Below are 17,547 nucleotides of genomic sequence, written 5' to 3' on the forward strand. Positions count from 1 at the left end.
AAGAGCAGGCAGATACACAATGGCATTCTACTTTGCAGGAAACGACAACTACACAGGTGCATTCGCATCAGTATGTGTCGACTTGGACAAAAAACCAATCAAAATCAAAGCAAGTGCTAAATCCTACAAAGCAGCTACCAAAACCAAAAAGTACACAGTTACTTTATCCACAAAAGTATGTTCATCACACGATGGAAAAGCACACCTTAGAACTGGCCTTAAAGTTACTTTGACTGTAAACGGAAAAACCTTCACAGGCAAAACCAACAGCAAAGGACAAGTCACATTCAAAATAACTAACTTATCCAAAAAAGCAAAATACAAAGCTAAAGTTAGTTACGAAGGCGATGCTACATACGAATCTGCAAGCAAAACCGTAACCTTAACAGTAAATTAGTGAGATTCAATTCTCACTAACTTTTTTATTTTTTTAACTAATTTTATTTATTGCATGTAGATGTCTTTATTTTAATAACTAGTTTTTTAATTCAATATTGGTTTTTATAAAAAATAGGTTAATTTATTTTAATTAGTTTTGATTTAACTATAATTTAATTGATGCATTTTTTAATTAAAATGATAGTTAATTTGATGGAGATTTTGGTAAAATAGAAATTTCAAAAAAAGATAATAAATTAGCATGAAGCTAACTTATTTCATTGCATCTTTGACTCTATCAAAGATTCCTTTTTCAACATGTTTAATTTCATCCCCACTAACTTCAGCGAATTTATTAAGCAGGTCTTTTTGTTTTGAGTTTAGTTTTTTAGGAACTACTACAGTAACTGTAACATACATGTTTCCTCTGCCATTATGTCTGACGGAATTCATACCTTGTCCCCTTAATTTAAAGACAGTTCCGCTTTGTGTTCCTGCAGGTACTTTAAACTCAACTTCTTTTCCTTCAATGGTTGGAATGCTTATCAAATCACCCAATGCTGCTTGTGGGAAACTTATTTGTTGTTCTAAGTATAAATGATCGCCTTCACGTGCGAATTTTTTATGCCTTTTTATGTGTACGGTGACAATTAAATCTCCTTCAAGGCCTGGAGCGTCACCGCAGTTTCCTTCACCTGAAACTCTTAGGTGGTTGCCTTCATTGACTCCTTCAGGAATTTCGATTTTAATTGTTTTGCTTTTTCTTTTGTTTCCTTTTCCATGACAATCTTCACATGGGTCAGTAATGATTTTTCCTGTTCCGCCACATTCTCTACATGGTCTTACATTAACCATTTGGCCTAAAAATGTGTTGCTGACTTCTTTTATCTGTCCACTTCCTCCACATGTTGGGCATGTTTGAGGGTCAGAGCCAGGTTTGGATTTGGAACCGTTACATGTAGGGCATAATTCATTTCTGGTAATCTTAATTTCTTTGTCACAGCCTTCAAATGCTTCTTCTAATGTAATTGGCACTTCTGTGTAAATGTCTGAACCTCTTTGAGGTCCGGTTCTTCCACGGCTGCGGCCTCCTCCACCAAAACCAAACATCTCAAATATGTTTCCTATATCAAATCCTTGGAAAATATCATCAAAGTTTACATTTTGATAGAAGTCTTCAGCAGTAAATCCATCCATTCCAGCATGACCGAATTGATCATATCTTTGACGTTTTTCATCATCAGACAAGACAGCATAAGCTTCACTTACTTCTTTAAACTTATCTTCAGCATCTGGTTCATCACAAACGTCTGGATGGTATTTTCTGGCTAATTTACGATAAGCTTTTTTGATTGTCTTTTCATCCGCAGTTTTATCTACTCCAAGAACTTCATAATAATCTCGCTTGTCTGCCATTTGTACACCTTAAAAAAATAATTTTAAAAAAATAGATAGAAAAAATAATAGTTTTATCTATTGTTAGTTTATTTGATTGATTCTGATTTTCTGATTTTAATATATTTACCAACAATATAATAAAACTTTATTATTTAATCTAATCGTCTTTTACTTCATAGTCTGCATCAATTGTGTCATCATCGTTGTTGTCTTGAGCACCTGCATTAGGGTCAGCTCCAGCTTGTTGTTGAGCTTGTGCTTCTGCTTGTGCTTGTTGGTAGATTTTAGCACCAATCTCTTGAATTACATTAGATAATTCATCAGACTTTTCTTTAATGGCAGCAACATCATCGCCAGCTATAAGTTCTCTTAATTCAGCTACAAGTCCTTCGACTTTAGATTTTTCATCTTCAGATACTTGATCTTTGAGTTCATCTAAAGTTTTTTCTGAAGTGTAAATTAATGAGTCTGCGTTGTTTCTGATTTCGATTTCTTCTTGTCTTTTTGCATCAGCTTCAGCATTCATTTCTGCTTCTTTGATTTTTTGTTCGATTTCTTCATCGGACAATTTGGTTGAGGAAGTAATGGTAATTGCTTGTTCTTTACCGGTTCCTTTATCTTTAGCAGTTACATTTATAATACCGTTAGCGTCAATATCGAAGGTTACTTCAATTTGTGGCACTCCTCTTGGTGCAGGTGGGATTCCTACAAGTTGGAAACGTCCAAGTGAGGTGTTGTCTGCAGCCATTTTTCTTTCTCCTTGCAATACGTTGATGTCTACAGATGGTTGGTTATCTGCAGCAGTGGAGAATACTTGACTTTTCTTGGTAGGAATAGTAGTGTTTCTTTCAATTAAGGTGGTTGATACTCCACCTAAGGTTTCAATACCTAATGATAATGGAGTTACATCTAAAAGAACGATGTCTTTAATTTCACCTGCTAATACTCCTCCTTGAATAGCTGCACCCATTGATACACATTCCATTGGGTCAATACCACGTTCTACTGGTTTTCCTATGAATTTTTCTACAAATTTTTGTACGATTGGCATTCTGGTAGGTCCACCAACTAAGATAATTTTATCAATTTCAGATTTGCTCATTTTAGCATCATCTAATGCTTGTTGCATTGGTTTACCTGATTTTTCTACAATGTGGTCAACTAATTCTTCTAATTTTGCTCTGGTAATAGAGATAATTAAGTTTTTAGGAGTTCCATCAGTTCCCATTGCAATAAATGGTAAGTTTACTTCGGTAGTGGTAGTGGTGGATAATTCGATTTTTGCTTTTTCAGCAGCTTCTCTTAATCTTTGGACTGCTTGGTCGTTATCCATTAAATCGATACCTTCTTTTGCTTTGAATTCGTCAGCCAAGTATTTGATTAATACGTTATCCATATCGGTACCACCAAGTTGGGTGTCTCCGCTGGTGGATCTTACTTCAAATACTCCTCCACCGAATTCCATGATAGTTACGTCTAAGGTACCTCCACCTAAATCGTAAACCATAATGTTCATGTCATCTTCATCTGCTTTGTCAAGTCCGTAAGCGAGGCTTGCTGCAGTTGGTTCGTTAACAAGTCTTACAACATCAAGGCCTGCAATGGTTCCTGCATCTTTTGTTGCAGTCCTTTGGTTGTCGTCAAAGTAAGCAGGTACGGTAATTACAGCTTTTTGGATTGGTTCGCCTAGGAAAGTTTCTGCATCTTTTTTAATTTTTTGTAAGATGAATGCAGAGATTTCTTGTGGAGAATATTGTTTTCCGTTTACAGTTACCTTGTGGTCGGTACCCATACTTCTTTTGATTGCACTGATAGTGTTTTCAGGGTTGGTAACTGCTTGTCTTCTTGCAGGTTCTCCAACTAACATTTGACCATCTTCAGTAAAAGCAACATAACTTGGGAAAGATTTACCATATTGGCTTGCTCCTTCAGCGGAAGGGATTGTGGTTGGTTTTCCTCCTACAAGTACAGATGCTGCTGAGTTACTTGTACCTAAATCAATTCCAATAATTTTTTCTTTTTTAGTATCAGACATAATTATCACCAAAATTTTTTTTATTAAATAATTAAATAAACGTAATTTTATTTTTTACAAACAATGACTTTTGAGTATTTTAGAACTTTGTCTTTGTACATGTATCCTTTCATTAGCTCTTCAATGACGTATCCGTTTTCAACGTCATCGGATGCTTGAACCATTAGTGCTTCATGTTTGTTCAAGTCGAATTTTTCGCCTTTTGCGTGAATTTCTTCAACACCTTCTTTTGCCAGGATATCTTTGAATTTGTTATATGTAAGTTCTATACCTTCTCTTAAATTTTCATCATTTTCAACTTCTAAAGCTCTACCGAAATCTTCATAACAGTCTAAAAACTCTTTAATAATGTTTTGATTAGCGAATTTTATGATTTCTTTGTTTTGTTTATCAGTAATTTTTTTGAAGTTTTCAAAATCCGCCTGAAGTCTTTGAGATAGTGAAATGTATTCTTGAGTTTCAGCTTCTTGTTTTTCAAGATCTTCCTTGAGTTTTTCTATCTCTTCGTTTTTTAGAGTGACTTCTTCTAGAAGTTCATCGTATTGCTCTTGAAGATCTTTTTCATCAACTTCAGTTTCACTAATTTTTTCGTCAGTCATATGGACACCTTTTTAGGTTATTTTGAAAAACTTTTGTAATAACTCTCTGCAGAGAATTCATTCTTTATGTTCTTTAATATTGGTTTTTGGGAATTTATGGACATATAGGAAAATGGTTCATCAAATTTGAGTTATTACTTCAAGTTTTTCTAAACCAAATATTAAAGTAACAAAAAGTTATCTTTCTCTTACATTATTATAGTAACAAAAAGTTATATAAATCTTTCGATATTTTGAGTTTTTATTACTGAATGTTATTGTAATTTTAAAAGCTTTAATTTTTTATATTTTTATTAAAATATTTGAATTTTTTATATATTCCATTTTTTATTATTTATATGATAAAATAGTTTATATTAATTTTTATTTTTCGATATAAATCTCAATTATTGAAAATAAAACTTTTCTTACATGTTGTAACAAAAACATAATGTTTTATATAATAGTGTTAATATAATCTATAATCATGACTAAACTAAATGACATTGAAAAAAATGATAGAAATCATAGAAATGTCAATTCTTCTAATGGCCACATTGAAATTAGAGGAAATTATAACGACCACTTAGGAGAGATTGATAAAGAAGATATTCTTGATGTAATGGGTTGTAAAACTAGAAGGGATATTATTAACCTTTTAAGAGAAGAGCCAATGTTTGTTAGTGAAATCTCAAACGAACTCGACATCGGTCAAAAGGCAATCATAGAACATTTACGTGCTATGGAAGAAATCGGTATTTTAAACTCTTCTTATAAAAAGATATTAAGGGGTCGCCCGCGCAAATATTATGATTTGCAAAATGAAGTCAATATCCACATTACCATCAATAGAAATACATTTGACGTTAACTTGTCAGAGGATATGTTAAATACACTTCAACTTCCTTCAGGTGATGAATGGTCCAAACTCTTAGATATAGAAAAAAGAATAGATGCGGGTCAGCTTGAAGCTATTGATGAGCTTAAAAATCAGATAAGATTATATGGTAATCTTAAAGAAAGGGCAGAATATATTCTCGAGAGAACTTTAAATAACAGATAATTAGTATTGTGGTCATTAACAGTTTAAAGGTTCAATTACGTCCTTTAAACCTCTTTTTTTATATTTTTTTTGCAACTATTGCCTGTCCGAGGGAAACGGATCCGTCGCCCGCACAGGTATTGGTGTGCTGAATGAAGTTATAACCTTCTTTTTCAATGTAGTTTTTAACTGCGGTTGTAATTGCTTCGTTATAAAATACTCCTCCGGTAGCACCAATTTCTTCAATTCCTTTTTTATCAGCGGCTCTAATTGCAAGTTCGGCCAGACCTTTTGCAACGGCATTTTGCCCGGCACATGCAACATCTGCCTTATTTTCTCCATTCTGATATAATCTCACAACTTCCTTCAGGATTTCTGTTGTATTCAGGGTGTTGTCTTCTATGATGAATGGAATTCCCAAATCTTTAGTTGCGTAATACGCACAGGATTCAAGTTTCATTGAGCATTCCCCTTCATATGTTCGCTCATGTGCAACTTCCAGAGCAACTGCCATGGAATCAAGAACCCTTCCGGTACTTGTTGTCACTCCAACGTTGATTCCAGATTCAATCTGCTTGAATATATTTTTTATTTCAGTTTCTCCGTATTTGAAATATTTGGAATAATTTTTGATTAGGTCTTCATCATTTAAGATGCTTGCAAGCATTCTTGCAGGATATCTGGTTGCCATATCTCCTCCGGGCATCATTTGTCTTTGAAGATGAGCTAATCTTTCGAAACTGTTAATGTTGGTGTAGAGTATCTCCCCTCCCCAGCTTGTACCGTCGCTTCCATATCCCACTCCGTCAGCGGCAATTGCAATCAGTTCCTCAAGGCCGTGGTCATTTGCAAGGGCTATTGAATGGGCATGATGATGCTGTATTGGCATGACCTCTGCATCATATTTTTCAGCAAGTTCATAAGCCAGTCTTGTTGTAAAGAAATGTGGATGCATATCGCATGCAATTACATCGAATTCAGTGATTTTTGTAATTCTTTGCATATTTTCGATAGCTTGCCTTAAAAATTTCAGGGTTTTGGGTTTGTTTGTATTTCCGATATGCTGTGAAGGATATACAATATTGTCTTTGGCAATTGAAAATGTCACATCGAGTTCAGGACCTAAAGCGAGAACATTTGCCCCATTCACATCATAATTTATTTCATATGGCTCGGGGGTGTAACCTCTAGACCTTCTGATGAAAGACAATTCATTGTTTCTAAATCTGATGACAGAATCATCGCACCTGTTTAAGATCTTACGGTTGTGGACTAGGGAATAATCATTAACGCCACCTATGATTTCCTCATTTGTAATCATCATTGGCTCTCCAGGAATATTTGCCGAAGTCATAACATATGTGTCAATGTCTCCTTCATCAAAAAGCAGATAATGCATTGGAGAATACGGCAGCATTACTCCGATATTGTGCAGGCCGGGAGATAAACTTTCAGGGAAAGGATAATTGTCATTTTTCTTTAGAATGACGATTGGTCTTTTATTTGAGGTTATTGTATTGATTTCCTTTTCTGATAACTCTGCATAATTTTGAACGGATTCCAAATCCTTAGCCATTACTGCAAATGCCTGGTTCGGACGATTAAGCCGGTGTCTTAATTCTCTGATTGCTTCATCATTATAGGCATCAACAACAAGATGTGTCCCGCCAATGCCCTTAATCGCTAAAATCTTTCCTTCTTTTAACTTATCCGCACCAACTTTAATAGGATTTTCGACATCCAGTTTTACAGATCCTTCATATATTTCCATTTGGGGTCCGCAATCTCCACAGCAAATGGCTTCTCCATGGTAACGTCTGTTTAGGGGTTCCCTATATTCGACAAGGCAATCGTCACATAAGGGAAACTCATCCATTGAGGTTCTGATTCTGTCATATGGAACACTTTCAATCACTGTAAATCTTGGTCCGCAGTCAGTGCATGCATTAAATGGGTATTTATAACGTCGGTCATCCGGATTTCTTATCTCTTCTAAGCATTTGTCGCAAATTGCAATGTCCGGTGGGATAACACTGATGCCTGAGTATGAATCGCCGCTTTCCATAATTTCAAAATCAGCATAATTTGTTACATCAAGGTCTTCTACAATCATGGAATCTATTTTTGCGATTGGCGGTAATTCACAAGGTAATCTTTTAATAAATAAATCAGTATTTTCGCCTTCAATAATGATTTCAACAACATTTCCAAGGTTTCTTACATAACCGTTAAGATTTAAATCGACTGCAAGCCGATAGATGTAGGGTCTAAATCCTACGCCCTGAACTATTCCCTGTGTTAAAATCTTTTTGGCTTTCATAAATATATTATTTAAGTTAAATTTTATATAAAATTTTATCTTATATTATATCATGAAAGATATTCTTGAAAGATTGGTCAATGGCGAACTCAATATTGAAGAGGCTGAAAATATTCTAAAATCAGAAAATATCTTGGAATTTGATGATATTGCAAAGTATGATATTAAAAGAAGTCAAAGAACTGGTTTTTCTGAAGCCGTTTTTGCATATAGCAAGGATTATGATGATTTATTGTTAATAATTAAGAGATACCTTGAAAATAATGATGATGATTTGATTATAACCAAATTGTCTTTTGAGAGATATGAAAGAATTTTAGATGATTTGGGTAAAGATTCATTTATTTTTGAATATAATAAGAGAGCTCAAATATTGGTTATTCGAAAACATCAAAAACAAAAAGAAATAATCGCAAAGGTGGGCATTATAACTGCAGGCACTTCAGACATCAATGTTGCTGAAGAGGCAAGGGTCATTGTTGAGGAAGGAGGTTGTGAAGCCATAACCTCTTATGATATCGGCGTTGCCGGAATTCATAGATTGTTTCCGCAAATTGCATACATGATTAAACAGGGAGTCCGGGTTTTAATTGTATGTGCAGGTATGGAAGGAGCTCTTCCTTCAGTTGTTGCAGGTCTTGTGGATGTTCCAGTAATAGGCGTTCCGACATCAGTAGGATATGGTGTTGGGGAAGGCGGAAGAGTTGCGCTTGATGCGATGCTTCAATCCTGTGCTCCAGGAATAGCTGTTGTCAATATTGATAATGGTTTTGGAGCGGGTGTTTTTGCCCTAACAATTGTAAATAGTGATTAACTTGATTTATGAAACTTTCAATCCTGAAGTTCATGATGTGTCTCATGTGGCAAAACTGGTTTATGATGTCGATTACAGGACATTTGACATGTTTTTCAAATCGGACAGTAATGCAATAAATGCAATTTCCAGATATTTGCAAAAAAAGAAATCAAACAATTATTTTAAGGTAATTCTTGACGACGATCGAAACATTATTGGATATGTAAGCATTTATCTGCATGACCCTCCCCATGAGTTTTACCTGAAGTCTCCGAAATTATTCCTGGTTGACATTCTGGATTATTTTGTTTTATGTGACATTGGGGAAAATGATTTGTATATTGCTGAAATAGCTATTGATGAGTCTCAAAGGGGCAATGGTCTTGGACGGAAAGTGATTAATGATGTTTTGGGATATGCCAAATCAAAAAACTTCGATAGGGTTATTCTTGATGCCGATTTTAGAAATGAGGGTGCAAAAAAGCTGTATGAATCAATAGGATTTAAAGAATTTAATAAGAAAAGAGTTAAAATTGGCAGTTTTGAGAGAGGAATGTACAATATGGAGTTTAATCTCTAGGCGGAATTTTCTTTATGGCTTCGTGAACACGCATGCAGTTATTTTTATCTGTAAATGTGAAATAGTTTTCAACGTTTTCAATGTGCTTTTCTTTCATTTTGCAGTCATTTTCCATATATTCCTCAAGAAATTCCACAAGTTCGTCCTCGGTTTTGCAGACTTCACCAAAACCCATGGTATCATAGTCAAAATAACTTTCCTCTAAGTTAAAGTGATAATCTTCTCCATAATGATAATATAATACAGGTTTTTTAAGATATGCAAAATCAAATGCGACAGAAGAATAATCGGTTATTAGCAATGATCCTTTTTTAAACAGATCCTGATAACTTCCACGTTCAAAATCAATTTTGACGTTTTCATTTTCATCAAATAAGTCAATATAGGCATAAACATGAGGGTGAGGTCTGAAAATTATTTCATAACCGTATTTTGCTGCTTTTTGGATTAGTTTCTCATTATTTATAAGAGAATTATATGTTTTGAAATAGCTTGAGTTGCTTATAGTGTATTTGTTTTCATGATTCAGATATCTTCTCCAGGAAGGCATTAGAAGAATGGTTTTTGTTTTATCGTCAACCAGATTGTCAAATCTTGGAAATCCTAAAAGTTTGATAATTTCTTCATCATAATTATAATAATATTTAAATAATGAATCATATTCTTTTTTAGATGCAGTCAATAAGAAATCTAAGTTTTTATCAAACTTATTCAACCAACTGGAAATGTTGTTGAGTGTTATTCCATGCTGCAGGAATATTGTGCTTGATTTCAAAAGACCTGCGAAATTTGGATAATGGCCCCAAAACGCATAGATATAGTTATTGTCGGGGTGTGATGTGATAATCTTTTCTGCAAACATGCCTAAAATTCTATGTTTCATTGAATGATAGGAAATGACAGGCCCAACCTTTTTCATTTTCTCATAATCGGAAGTGTTTTTATCTATTATGAAATATTTCTTAATTCCTTTGTCGTTCTGTTGTATGGAATATTTAAAAAGATGCATTCCGTTGTCGTCAGCTATTGTTGGAAAATCCATATAAAACCAGATTCGTTTATTTTTATAAAATGGATATAGAATCATATAGATTAGTCGGATTGGGATTGCAGTTTCAAAACCCGGCACTCTATTTTTCAACATCCCTTTAAGTGCTTTGAATTCCCTTTTAAGCCATGTTGTAGTTTTTATTTTTTCAATTTGAATAGTGTTATCTTCCAGCAGGCTCAGATATTTTCTGGTTTTCGCATATCCGACAACCTTTGAGAAGTTGCATGGCCTTGAAAAATCAATATTCATTTTCTCATTAATTTCTGATTCAAATCTGATGGAATACTCTTTATTTTCTTCTAGCTTAACTCTAAATTCGAATGTGTTGTTGTATAAGTATTTTTGATTTAAATAGTATTTTTCTCTTTGTGGAAATTCTAAGGTATTTGTTTGAACTTTCTTGCTGTTTACATACACATCCACTTTATCACTTGGGCTGATGGAATTTATGTTTGCAAGGATGTATAATTCATCATCAATTATTTCATAGATGTCAATGAAAACTGTGTCTAATTTTAACTGTTTAGTTAATTTAATCTTATCTTTTTCAGGATAAGAATTGTCGTTTTTTATAAAAAGAAGAAACGTTTTTATTTTCACATCCATATTGCTCTTGTTATAGATGTATTCGTCATCAATGTATTGTAAAATGTTTTTTATTTCAACATTCAAATTTTCGATTTCTTCCTTTGTAAGTTTTTCATGTATTTTTTCATTTAGAATAATGTCATTAAAATAATAAAGAATAGTATTTTGAATAAATCCCGGAATGTACTTGTATTTCTTTAAGCTATTGTGAATTAAGCTTTTAATAGGATATTTTACCTCAACACTATTGAAATCTTTGGAATTTGGCAATATGTTGAGCAATGATTTGGTTTCATAGGGGGAAGTTATGTAATATTTGCTCTCACTTTCAATTCCGATTTTGGGGTTATTTATTAATTTTTGGTTGAGTATGGTGGCATCTTCAGAAAGCTTAAGCTCATTTGAAAAGGTAATGTTGTCAAACATTGTTTTTTTAAAAAAGCAGGAAGTGGTCTGCACCTGTATAACCTCCGGAAATTCAAGTAAATTTATTACTCGGCTTTCTTTGTATTTTGATAAATAAGCCTCATCATTTATGGTGTGATTTAAATAGATGGGTTTTACAGAGATTATGTCGACTTCACCATGCTGTTTGTAAAATTCTAAAATATTTTTCAAGGTATTTGTCGAAAGGTAATTTTCAGCATCTAAAAATGTAATGTACTCTCCGGCGGCATATTTCAATCCAATATTCCTGTTGGTTCCGTTACCCTCGTGAGGTTTATTGATGTATTTGATGTTGGAGGGATATTTTAATGCATAGCTTTCGCAGATGTCATGAGTATTATCCGTACTTCCATTGTTAATGAGAATGATTTCAACATCATTTTCAAAGATTAATGTTTGATTAATGATGGATTGTATTGATTTTGAAATCCATGGGGCGGAATTATAAGCCGAAATTATTATAGAAAATTTAAAATTAGGCATATTCTCCTCATTAACTTTGCTTTTGTTTATAGTCAGGTCTTAAATTATCTATTATAAATAGTGTATGTTCTTCAATTGTGCGGTTGTCATGGAAATTAGAACATTCGATTGAAAATCCATGTTTGTAATTGTTGAAGAAAGTCATACGATTAATAGTGCCTGTAACTTTTTCATAATATATGCTAGGATAAGTTTGATTTTTATTAACTATTGTCGTATTTTTGATTAAAGTTATATTTTCATTTGCGTTTAGAGCATCCAGCCTATCCTGCATTTCAGTGTGGATGTCTTTTTTCTTAGTCAGGTCTTTAATTATAATTCTTTCTTTGGTTTTTTTATTGACTATTTGCAATTGTGTTTCGCCGCTATCCTCAATGTTATATTCGGAAGGCACGGTTATTGTAAATGTATTCAGGTAAATGTTTGCCTTTCCCACGGTAGTTGATGAATCAACAATGAAATATAAACATGCCACCCCAATTATAAAAATAATTAAAATATAAATCCATCTTTTATCCATATTATTTACCTTTCGCTTTTTTTCTTTTTTTCATGTCCCGTTTAGCACCTTGGACATATGCTTCACATACCTCTTCTGCATCGCCGTCCATTTTTATTTCTCCATTTTCAAGCCAAATGCATCTGTCACAAATTTGTTCAATTTGGCTGATGGAGTGGGAAACCATTAATACTGTAGTTCCATCCTTCATCATTGAGTTAATTTTATCTGCACTTTTCTTCTTGAATTTGATGTCACCCACAGATAAAATTTCATCGATAATTAGGATATCGGGATTGATGAGTGTAGCTATTGAAAAACCTAATTTGGTTCTCATACCTGATGAATAATTTTTAATAGGGTAATTAATGAATTCCCCCAGTTCTGAAAATTCGACAATTTCATCGTATTTTTCGTTAATTAATTTCTCATCGATACTTAAAAGTGCAGCATTCAGATAAATGTTGTTTTTACCGGTATAGTTTTTATCAAAACCCGCACCCAATTCAAGCAGCGGTGCAATCTTTCCTTTTGCGTTTATGCTGCCGGAGGTAGGTGTATAAATTCCGGCCATTATTTTTAACAAAGTACTTTTTCCGGCTCCATTAAATCCAAGAATGCCTAACTTGTCTCCTTTGTACACATCGAATGATATGTTATTAAGGATACGCATATGTTCGTTATGGGTCTTGTTTCTTTTAATGGTTCTTATTAAAAATTCTTTTAAAGTGTCAATTTTATCTTTTGTAACCTTAAATTCCATTGTTAAATTTTTAACTTCAATAATTACTTCCCTGTCAATGTCTCGGGTAAGCATTTGTAATTTTGATTTGGAACTGCAGGGATCATATTTATCGGAACCCTTAAATTCACTTGTAATTGTGTATTTTCCCTGATAAAGGTCTTTAATTTCTAATTTAGCTATTCCTCGCTCATCTGTTTTAACAGTGTGGCTTTCATTATCAATTGTTATGATTACTTCTTCATCAGGTATTGCTTGGTATTTTTTATCTCTTAATTTTACCCAATACACTCCCTCATTGTGAATATACATTGTCATATCCTGGGAGTATATGCTTGTGTGAGTTTCACTATGTTCCTTTTTTCTTTTCCGACTTTTATAATTGGAATCGCGTATGAATAATGTTGTTAAAATTGTTTGGGCATAATCTCCTGTTGGATAGGTTACCACAATTCTATGTTTTCCAACCGGAAAATCAGGATCTAATTTTATAATGCCCTTTTCATTGGTTTTTAGTTTTAATATTTCATCGGATACTTTAATTGTAATTTCTTCATTTGCTATCGGATTATTGTTTTCATCTTTCGCCTTTATAACAAATTTTTTACCGCTGCCTTCAACAATGGTTTTATGCGGTGCTTCAATAATCATATTTTTATATTTGCATGCAGTGGGGATAATTTCTACAGGCTTTGATTCAAGTGTCTCGGTTTCTTGCTTTTTGAAAATTCTTTTAAATTTTTCCATTAAACCCATATTAAAACCCCTTTTCTATAATTGCAATATCAAGTCTGAATCATACATTTTAAACAATATTATTCCGATTGCAAGAGTTATCAATCCGAATGCTCCCAAATAAATCAATGTTGATGCATCGGGAACTAGTCCATATACAACACATTCTCTAAATGCTGTAATTGCACAATAAATCGGATTTAGAGTAAATATTTTCTGAACAGTAACAGGTACGATTTCCATTGGATAAAATAATGATGAAGCATACATTAAAATTAATGTAAATACCTGATATAAATGTCCTACATCAGTAAAGTATGTATTGCAGACTGCTAATATCAGTCCAACTCCATATATTAATATTAACAACAATGCTAATGGTATGAATGCAAATATTGATGTTGCATGGAACTGGGCACCGGTAGCTACCATAACAAGGAACAGGATTATAAATGAAATTAAAAAGTTAATGAATTCATAGCATACTTTACTAACTAAAAACATATATTTTGGAACATAAATCTTTTTAAGGATAGATTCATTTCCCTTGATGGATTTCATTGCTCCCTGTGTAGCTGATTTATAGAAATCAAAAATAACTCTTCCGGATAGGAAATAAACAGGATAGTTTTCAATTTGACGACCGAACAACATTGAAAAAATTGCTGTAAAAACAATCATAATTAATAAAGGATTTAAAAAACTCCAAGCTATTCCTAAAACGGAATCCTTATATTTGGAAGTTAAATCCCTTTTAACTAATTCCTTTAATAGAAATTTCTTCTCAGCAATTGTATCAAACATTGTCTAGCCTGTTAAAGTTAATTATTTTCTTCTTCTTGCGAATTCTTCAAATATTTCATCAATTTCCACACCTTTATAAACCAATATAAGTAATGTGTGGAAAATCAAGTCTACGGATTCATATACGAGATTTTCATCGTTTTTTGCAGCAAGCAGCACTTCTCCAGCTTCTTCAGCAATCTTTTCAAGAATTTTATCTTCAGCTTTCTTGTCGCTGTCTTTCATGATGTTTGAAGTATAGGAATCTATGGGATTATCGCGTCTTGATTCAAGGACTTCGTAAACTTCCCTTATGATTTTATCATCGGCCACTAGTCATCACCTTTAGATTCTTGGTCTTGCATGCTTTCGGTAAGTGCGATTAAAGGATGTTTGTCATCGTCGATGATTTCAATATCGTCGAATGTTCTGATTCCTGATTTATCAGCGGTTTTTTCCATTCCTAACTTGATGTCCTGACCTAAGTCAATAACATAGGAGTCAACAGTTTCGTATCCTCTTTGTGCTGATGCCACAGCTCTGTGATGTCCGTCAACCAAAATCCATCTGTCGCCGGTTTTTACCACGATGGCAGGTTCAGCTAATCCTTTTTCCAGCTCATATGCTCTACCTTCAAGTTCGTCAGCATAAACTCTGTCCTGTGTTGGTCTTAACTTATTGGTTTCAACTGGCATATGTCTTAAAGTTGTGTGAATTCCATATAATTGCTCCAATGTCTTTTTAAAGTATTCTACTTTGTTTGGAGTTGACCTTTCAATATGTGACCTTACCATGTCTGTATTTGTGATGATACCGACAAGTTTTCCATGTTCATCAACAACTGGCATGCGGGATATTCCTCGCCTGAACATTACTCTTGAGGCATCGTTAATTGATAAATCCTGATTTGCAACGACCAAATTTGTAGTCATGATTCCTTCAACAATGTCGCAATGTTTTTTAGCTACAAGGTCAAAAGCAGTTACCATTCCTACTAATTTATCGTCTTTGACTACTGGATAACTGTTGTGGTGACTGTTTCTCATTAATTCAATAACGTCATCGGTTTTTGTATTTGGAGAAACGCTAATAACGGTTTTAGTCATATAATCTTTAACAAAAGATTTTCTTCCCACAGTATCACCTATTCAATACTTTCCCTTAAAAGTTTAACAGTTTCGCCAGGATCTGCTTTTCCACGGGTTATTCTCATTACTTGCCCTACTAAGAAATTAATTGACGCTTTTTGACCTGCTAAGTAATCTTCAACCGCTTTAGGGTTTTCTTCAATCGCTTGTTTTACAGCCGCTTTTACTTCATCATCTTTTACAACACCTAGTAATCCTAATTCTTCCGCAATGGCTTTAGGTGATTTTTCATTATTTGGCATTTGTTCGACGATTCTTTGTCCTGCTTTAACTGTAATTTCTTTAGATTGTAGCATGTTTAATAATTCAACAATGCTTGCAGGGGAAATTTCGCTGTCAGCGTAATCTAATTTGTTATAGGTTAAAACCCTTTTGAGTTCATCTCTCATCCATTTTGCAGCATATTTTGGATCGACTTCTTTTACAACCTCTTCATAGGCAACTGCCAAGTCAATTTCTGAAGTTAACACTTTAGCGGTTTCTTCATCAAGTCCATAGTCTTCAATGAATCTTTTGACTTTATTGTGAGGTGCTTCAGGCATTACGTCCAGAACTTTTTCAATGGTTTCATCTGCAATCTGCATTGGAGGTAAATCAGGGTCGGTAATGAATCTGTAATCATCAGCGTCTTCTTTCAATCTCATAGGTTTGGTTGATCCGCCTTTGAATGCACGAGTTTCTTGCACGACAGTTCCACCTCTTTCCACTAATTTTGATTGTCTGAAGAGTTCGTATTTTAAAGCTTTGTATGCATTGGTGATTGAGTTGATGTTTTTCATTTCCACTCTGTTTCCGCCGTTAATGGAAATGTTTACGTCAGCTCTCATAGTACCTTCACCACGTGCAGCACCACTGTACTGTAAAACACGAATTAATTCTTTTAAAAAGGTTCTTGCTTCTTTAGGTGATTTAATGTCAGGTTCTGTAACAATTTCCACTAATGGGATTCCGGAACGGTTAAAGTTAACAATACCTTGGTTTGGTTTGTATTGGCCAGGGTCTTCTTCAACGTGTATTTCTCTTATTCTGATTCCATTCAATTCCCCGTTTATTCCAATAGGTACTGAAGTTCTTTGATAACCGGATGGCAAATCAGGGTAATCGTAATGTTTTCTCATAAAGTAGGTTACACCTTGGTCAATTTCACAGTTAAGCATTAAAGCAATCATCAAAGCATTTTCCAATGCTTGCTCGTTAGTTGGATGTGGTTTGGCACCTGGTTGATTTAAGCAAACTGGACAAATATTTGAGTTTGCAGGTGCGTCCTGATAATTGGTTGGACAGTCACAGAATAATTTTGATTTTGTTTCTAATTGCACGTGGATTTCAAGTCCACACATCATATCGACATCGCTAATAATAATTCCTCCAAATCGGTAATTTTTATATTATAATAATATCTGTTTTATGGGATTTATAAAGATTTTTGAAAATGTGGTGTTTTTGTAAAAAAAATTAGTATTTATTTTTTAAAGATTCTTTAACATACCTTTTGATAAACTTATCAAGATCAGGTGAAACTTCACTTTTTTGAGGACCTAACATATTTTTATCGGTAAAAGTTCCTTTTAATTCACGTCCAGCCCATTTAACTTCTTCTTCAACACGTTTTCCATATTTGGTTGCGAACATTTTAAAAAGAGGGAATTTTGTAATTCCGTTGGCTCCGCTTAAAATCAATATTCCTATATTTGCCAAATTGTCTATCCATGTTCCGCAGATAATTTCAATATCAGGGAAAGCTAGTCTTACTTTGGCTACAACTTGGGCATAATAAAGTGAAGCAGGCTGTGATGAGTTTGCATAAATGGTTTCTTTGTGAGGATTCAATGAGTAAAAAATCACTCTGTCGATTTTATGGTCTTTGATATAATTAATGATGTAATCTGTGTCTTCTAATGTTTCACCAAGACCTAAAATTATTGTAATTGCTTTTTTAAATCC

The 17,547-nt window shown here is 33.7% G+C and carries 14 protein-coding genes and 2 pseudogenes; 4 read left to right on the forward strand and 12 right to left on the reverse strand.

The genetic code is table 11. The features are described from left to right. Nucleotides 1-397: pseudogene (locus ACJMLH_RS09530) on the forward strand (hypothetical protein); the annotation flags it as partial. Nucleotides 398-651: 254 nt separating this feature from the next. Here the strand turns inward: ACJMLH_RS09530 and dnaJ are convergent. The 3 genes from dnaJ to grpE form a co-directional block, all read right to left on the reverse strand. After that, nucleotides 652-1,794 carry a molecular chaperone DnaJ gene (gene dnaJ / locus ACJMLH_RS09535; RefSeq protein ID WP_405277079.1) on the reverse strand — a complete coding sequence of 381 codons (1,143 nt, stop codon included), beginning with the start codon at nucleotides 1,792-1,794 and terminating at the stop codon, nucleotides 652-654. Nucleotides 1,795-1,933: 139 nt separating this feature from the next. Further along, nucleotides 1,934-3,811 carry a molecular chaperone DnaK gene (gene dnaK / locus ACJMLH_RS09540; protein WP_405277081.1) on the reverse strand — a complete coding sequence of 626 codons (1,878 nt, stop codon included), beginning with the start codon at nucleotides 3,809-3,811 and terminating at the stop codon, nucleotides 1,934-1,936. Between the two features lie 47 nt (nucleotides 3,812-3,858). Continuing rightward, nucleotides 3,859-4,410, reverse strand: a complete 552-nt coding sequence (gene grpE, locus ACJMLH_RS09545) for a nucleotide exchange factor GrpE (RefSeq protein WP_405277083.1) — start codon at nucleotides 4,408-4,410, stop codon at nucleotides 3,859-3,861. A gap of 466 nt (nucleotides 4,411-4,876) precedes the next feature. On the opposite strand from grpE, the gene ACJMLH_RS09550 reads away from it, so the two are divergent. Then, a complete protein-coding gene (locus ACJMLH_RS09550) occupies nucleotides 4,877-5,452 on the forward strand; it encodes an ArsR/SmtB family transcription factor (RefSeq protein WP_405277086.1) in 576 nt (191 codons plus the stop codon). A 58-nt stretch (nucleotides 5,453-5,510) separates the two neighbouring features. On the opposite strand, the gene hypF is transcribed toward ACJMLH_RS09550, so the two are convergent. Beyond that, nucleotides 5,511-7,751, reverse strand: coding sequence for a carbamoyltransferase HypF (gene hypF / locus ACJMLH_RS09555; protein ID WP_405277088.1), 2,241 nt, complete (start codon nucleotides 7,749-7,751; stop codon nucleotides 5,511-5,513). 52 nt (nucleotides 7,752-7,803) lie between these two features. On the opposite strand from hypF, the gene larB reads away from it, so the two are divergent. After that, nucleotides 7,804-8,565, forward strand: a complete 762-nt coding sequence (larB, locus tag ACJMLH_RS09560) for a nickel pincer cofactor biosynthesis protein LarB (RefSeq protein WP_405277090.1) — start codon at nucleotides 7,804-7,806, stop codon at nucleotides 8,563-8,565. Continuing rightward, the gene (locus ACJMLH_RS09565) at nucleotides 8,558-9,127 is read left to right on the forward strand and encodes a GNAT family N-acetyltransferase (protein WP_405277092.1); all 570 of its coding nucleotides are present in this window, start codon (nucleotides 8,558-8,560) and stop codon (nucleotides 9,125-9,127) included. The genes larB and ACJMLH_RS09565 overlap by 8 nt, the downstream gene beginning before the upstream one ends. Here ACJMLH_RS09565 and ACJMLH_RS09570 read toward each other — a convergent pair. The 8 genes and pseudogenes from ACJMLH_RS09570 to ACJMLH_RS09605 form a co-directional block, all read right to left on the reverse strand. Next, the gene (locus tag ACJMLH_RS09570; RefSeq protein ID WP_405277094.1) at nucleotides 9,117-11,696 is read right to left on the reverse strand and encodes a CDP-glycerol glycerophosphotransferase family protein; all 2,580 of its coding nucleotides are present in this window, start codon (nucleotides 11,694-11,696) and stop codon (nucleotides 9,117-9,119) included. The genes ACJMLH_RS09565 and ACJMLH_RS09570 overlap by 11 nt on opposite strands. A 10-nt stretch (nucleotides 11,697-11,706) precedes the next feature. After that, a complete protein-coding gene (locus ACJMLH_RS09575; protein ID WP_405277096.1) occupies nucleotides 11,707-12,171 on the reverse strand; it encodes a hypothetical protein in 465 nt (154 codons plus the stop codon). A gap of 46 nt (nucleotides 12,172-12,217) precedes the next feature. Next, a complete protein-coding gene (locus tag ACJMLH_RS09580; protein ID WP_405277098.1) occupies nucleotides 12,218-13,693 on the reverse strand; it encodes an ATP-binding cassette domain-containing protein in 1,476 nt (491 codons plus the stop codon). 15 nt (nucleotides 13,694-13,708) lie between these two features. After that, nucleotides 13,709-14,476 carry an ABC transporter permease gene (locus ACJMLH_RS09585; protein WP_405277100.1) on the reverse strand — a complete coding sequence of 256 codons (768 nt, stop codon included), beginning with the start codon at nucleotides 14,474-14,476 and terminating at the stop codon, nucleotides 13,709-13,711. A gap of 21 nt (nucleotides 14,477-14,497) precedes the next feature. Further along, nucleotides 14,498-14,788 (reverse strand): phosphoribosyl-ATP diphosphatase, encoded by a 291-nt coding sequence (gene hisE, locus ACJMLH_RS09590; RefSeq protein WP_405277102.1) that lies wholly within the window; start codon nucleotides 14,786-14,788, stop codon nucleotides 14,498-14,500. Next, complete coding sequence (locus ACJMLH_RS09595) at nucleotides 14,788-15,561, reverse strand: CBS domain-containing ParB/RepB/Spo0J family partition protein (RefSeq protein ID WP_405277106.1); 774 nt, start codon at nucleotides 15,559-15,561, stop codon at nucleotides 14,788-14,790. Before ACJMLH_RS09595 ends, hisE begins: the two co-directional genes overlap by 1 nt. 38 nt (nucleotides 15,562-15,599) lie before the next feature. Next, the gene (gene gatB, locus ACJMLH_RS09600; protein WP_405277104.1) at nucleotides 15,600-16,946 is read right to left on the reverse strand and encodes an Asp-tRNA(Asn)/Glu-tRNA(Gln) amidotransferase subunit GatB; all 1,347 of its coding nucleotides are present in this window, start codon (nucleotides 16,944-16,946) and stop codon (nucleotides 15,600-15,602) included. 112 nt (nucleotides 16,947-17,058) lie between these two features. After that, nucleotides 17,059-17,547, reverse strand: a pseudogene (locus ACJMLH_RS09605) (radical SAM protein); the annotation flags it as partial.

It is taken from the genome of Methanobrevibacter sp., assembly GCF_045116495.1.
Classification (GTDB): Archaea; Methanobacteriota; Methanobacteria; order Methanobacteriales; family Methanobacteriaceae; genus Methanocatella.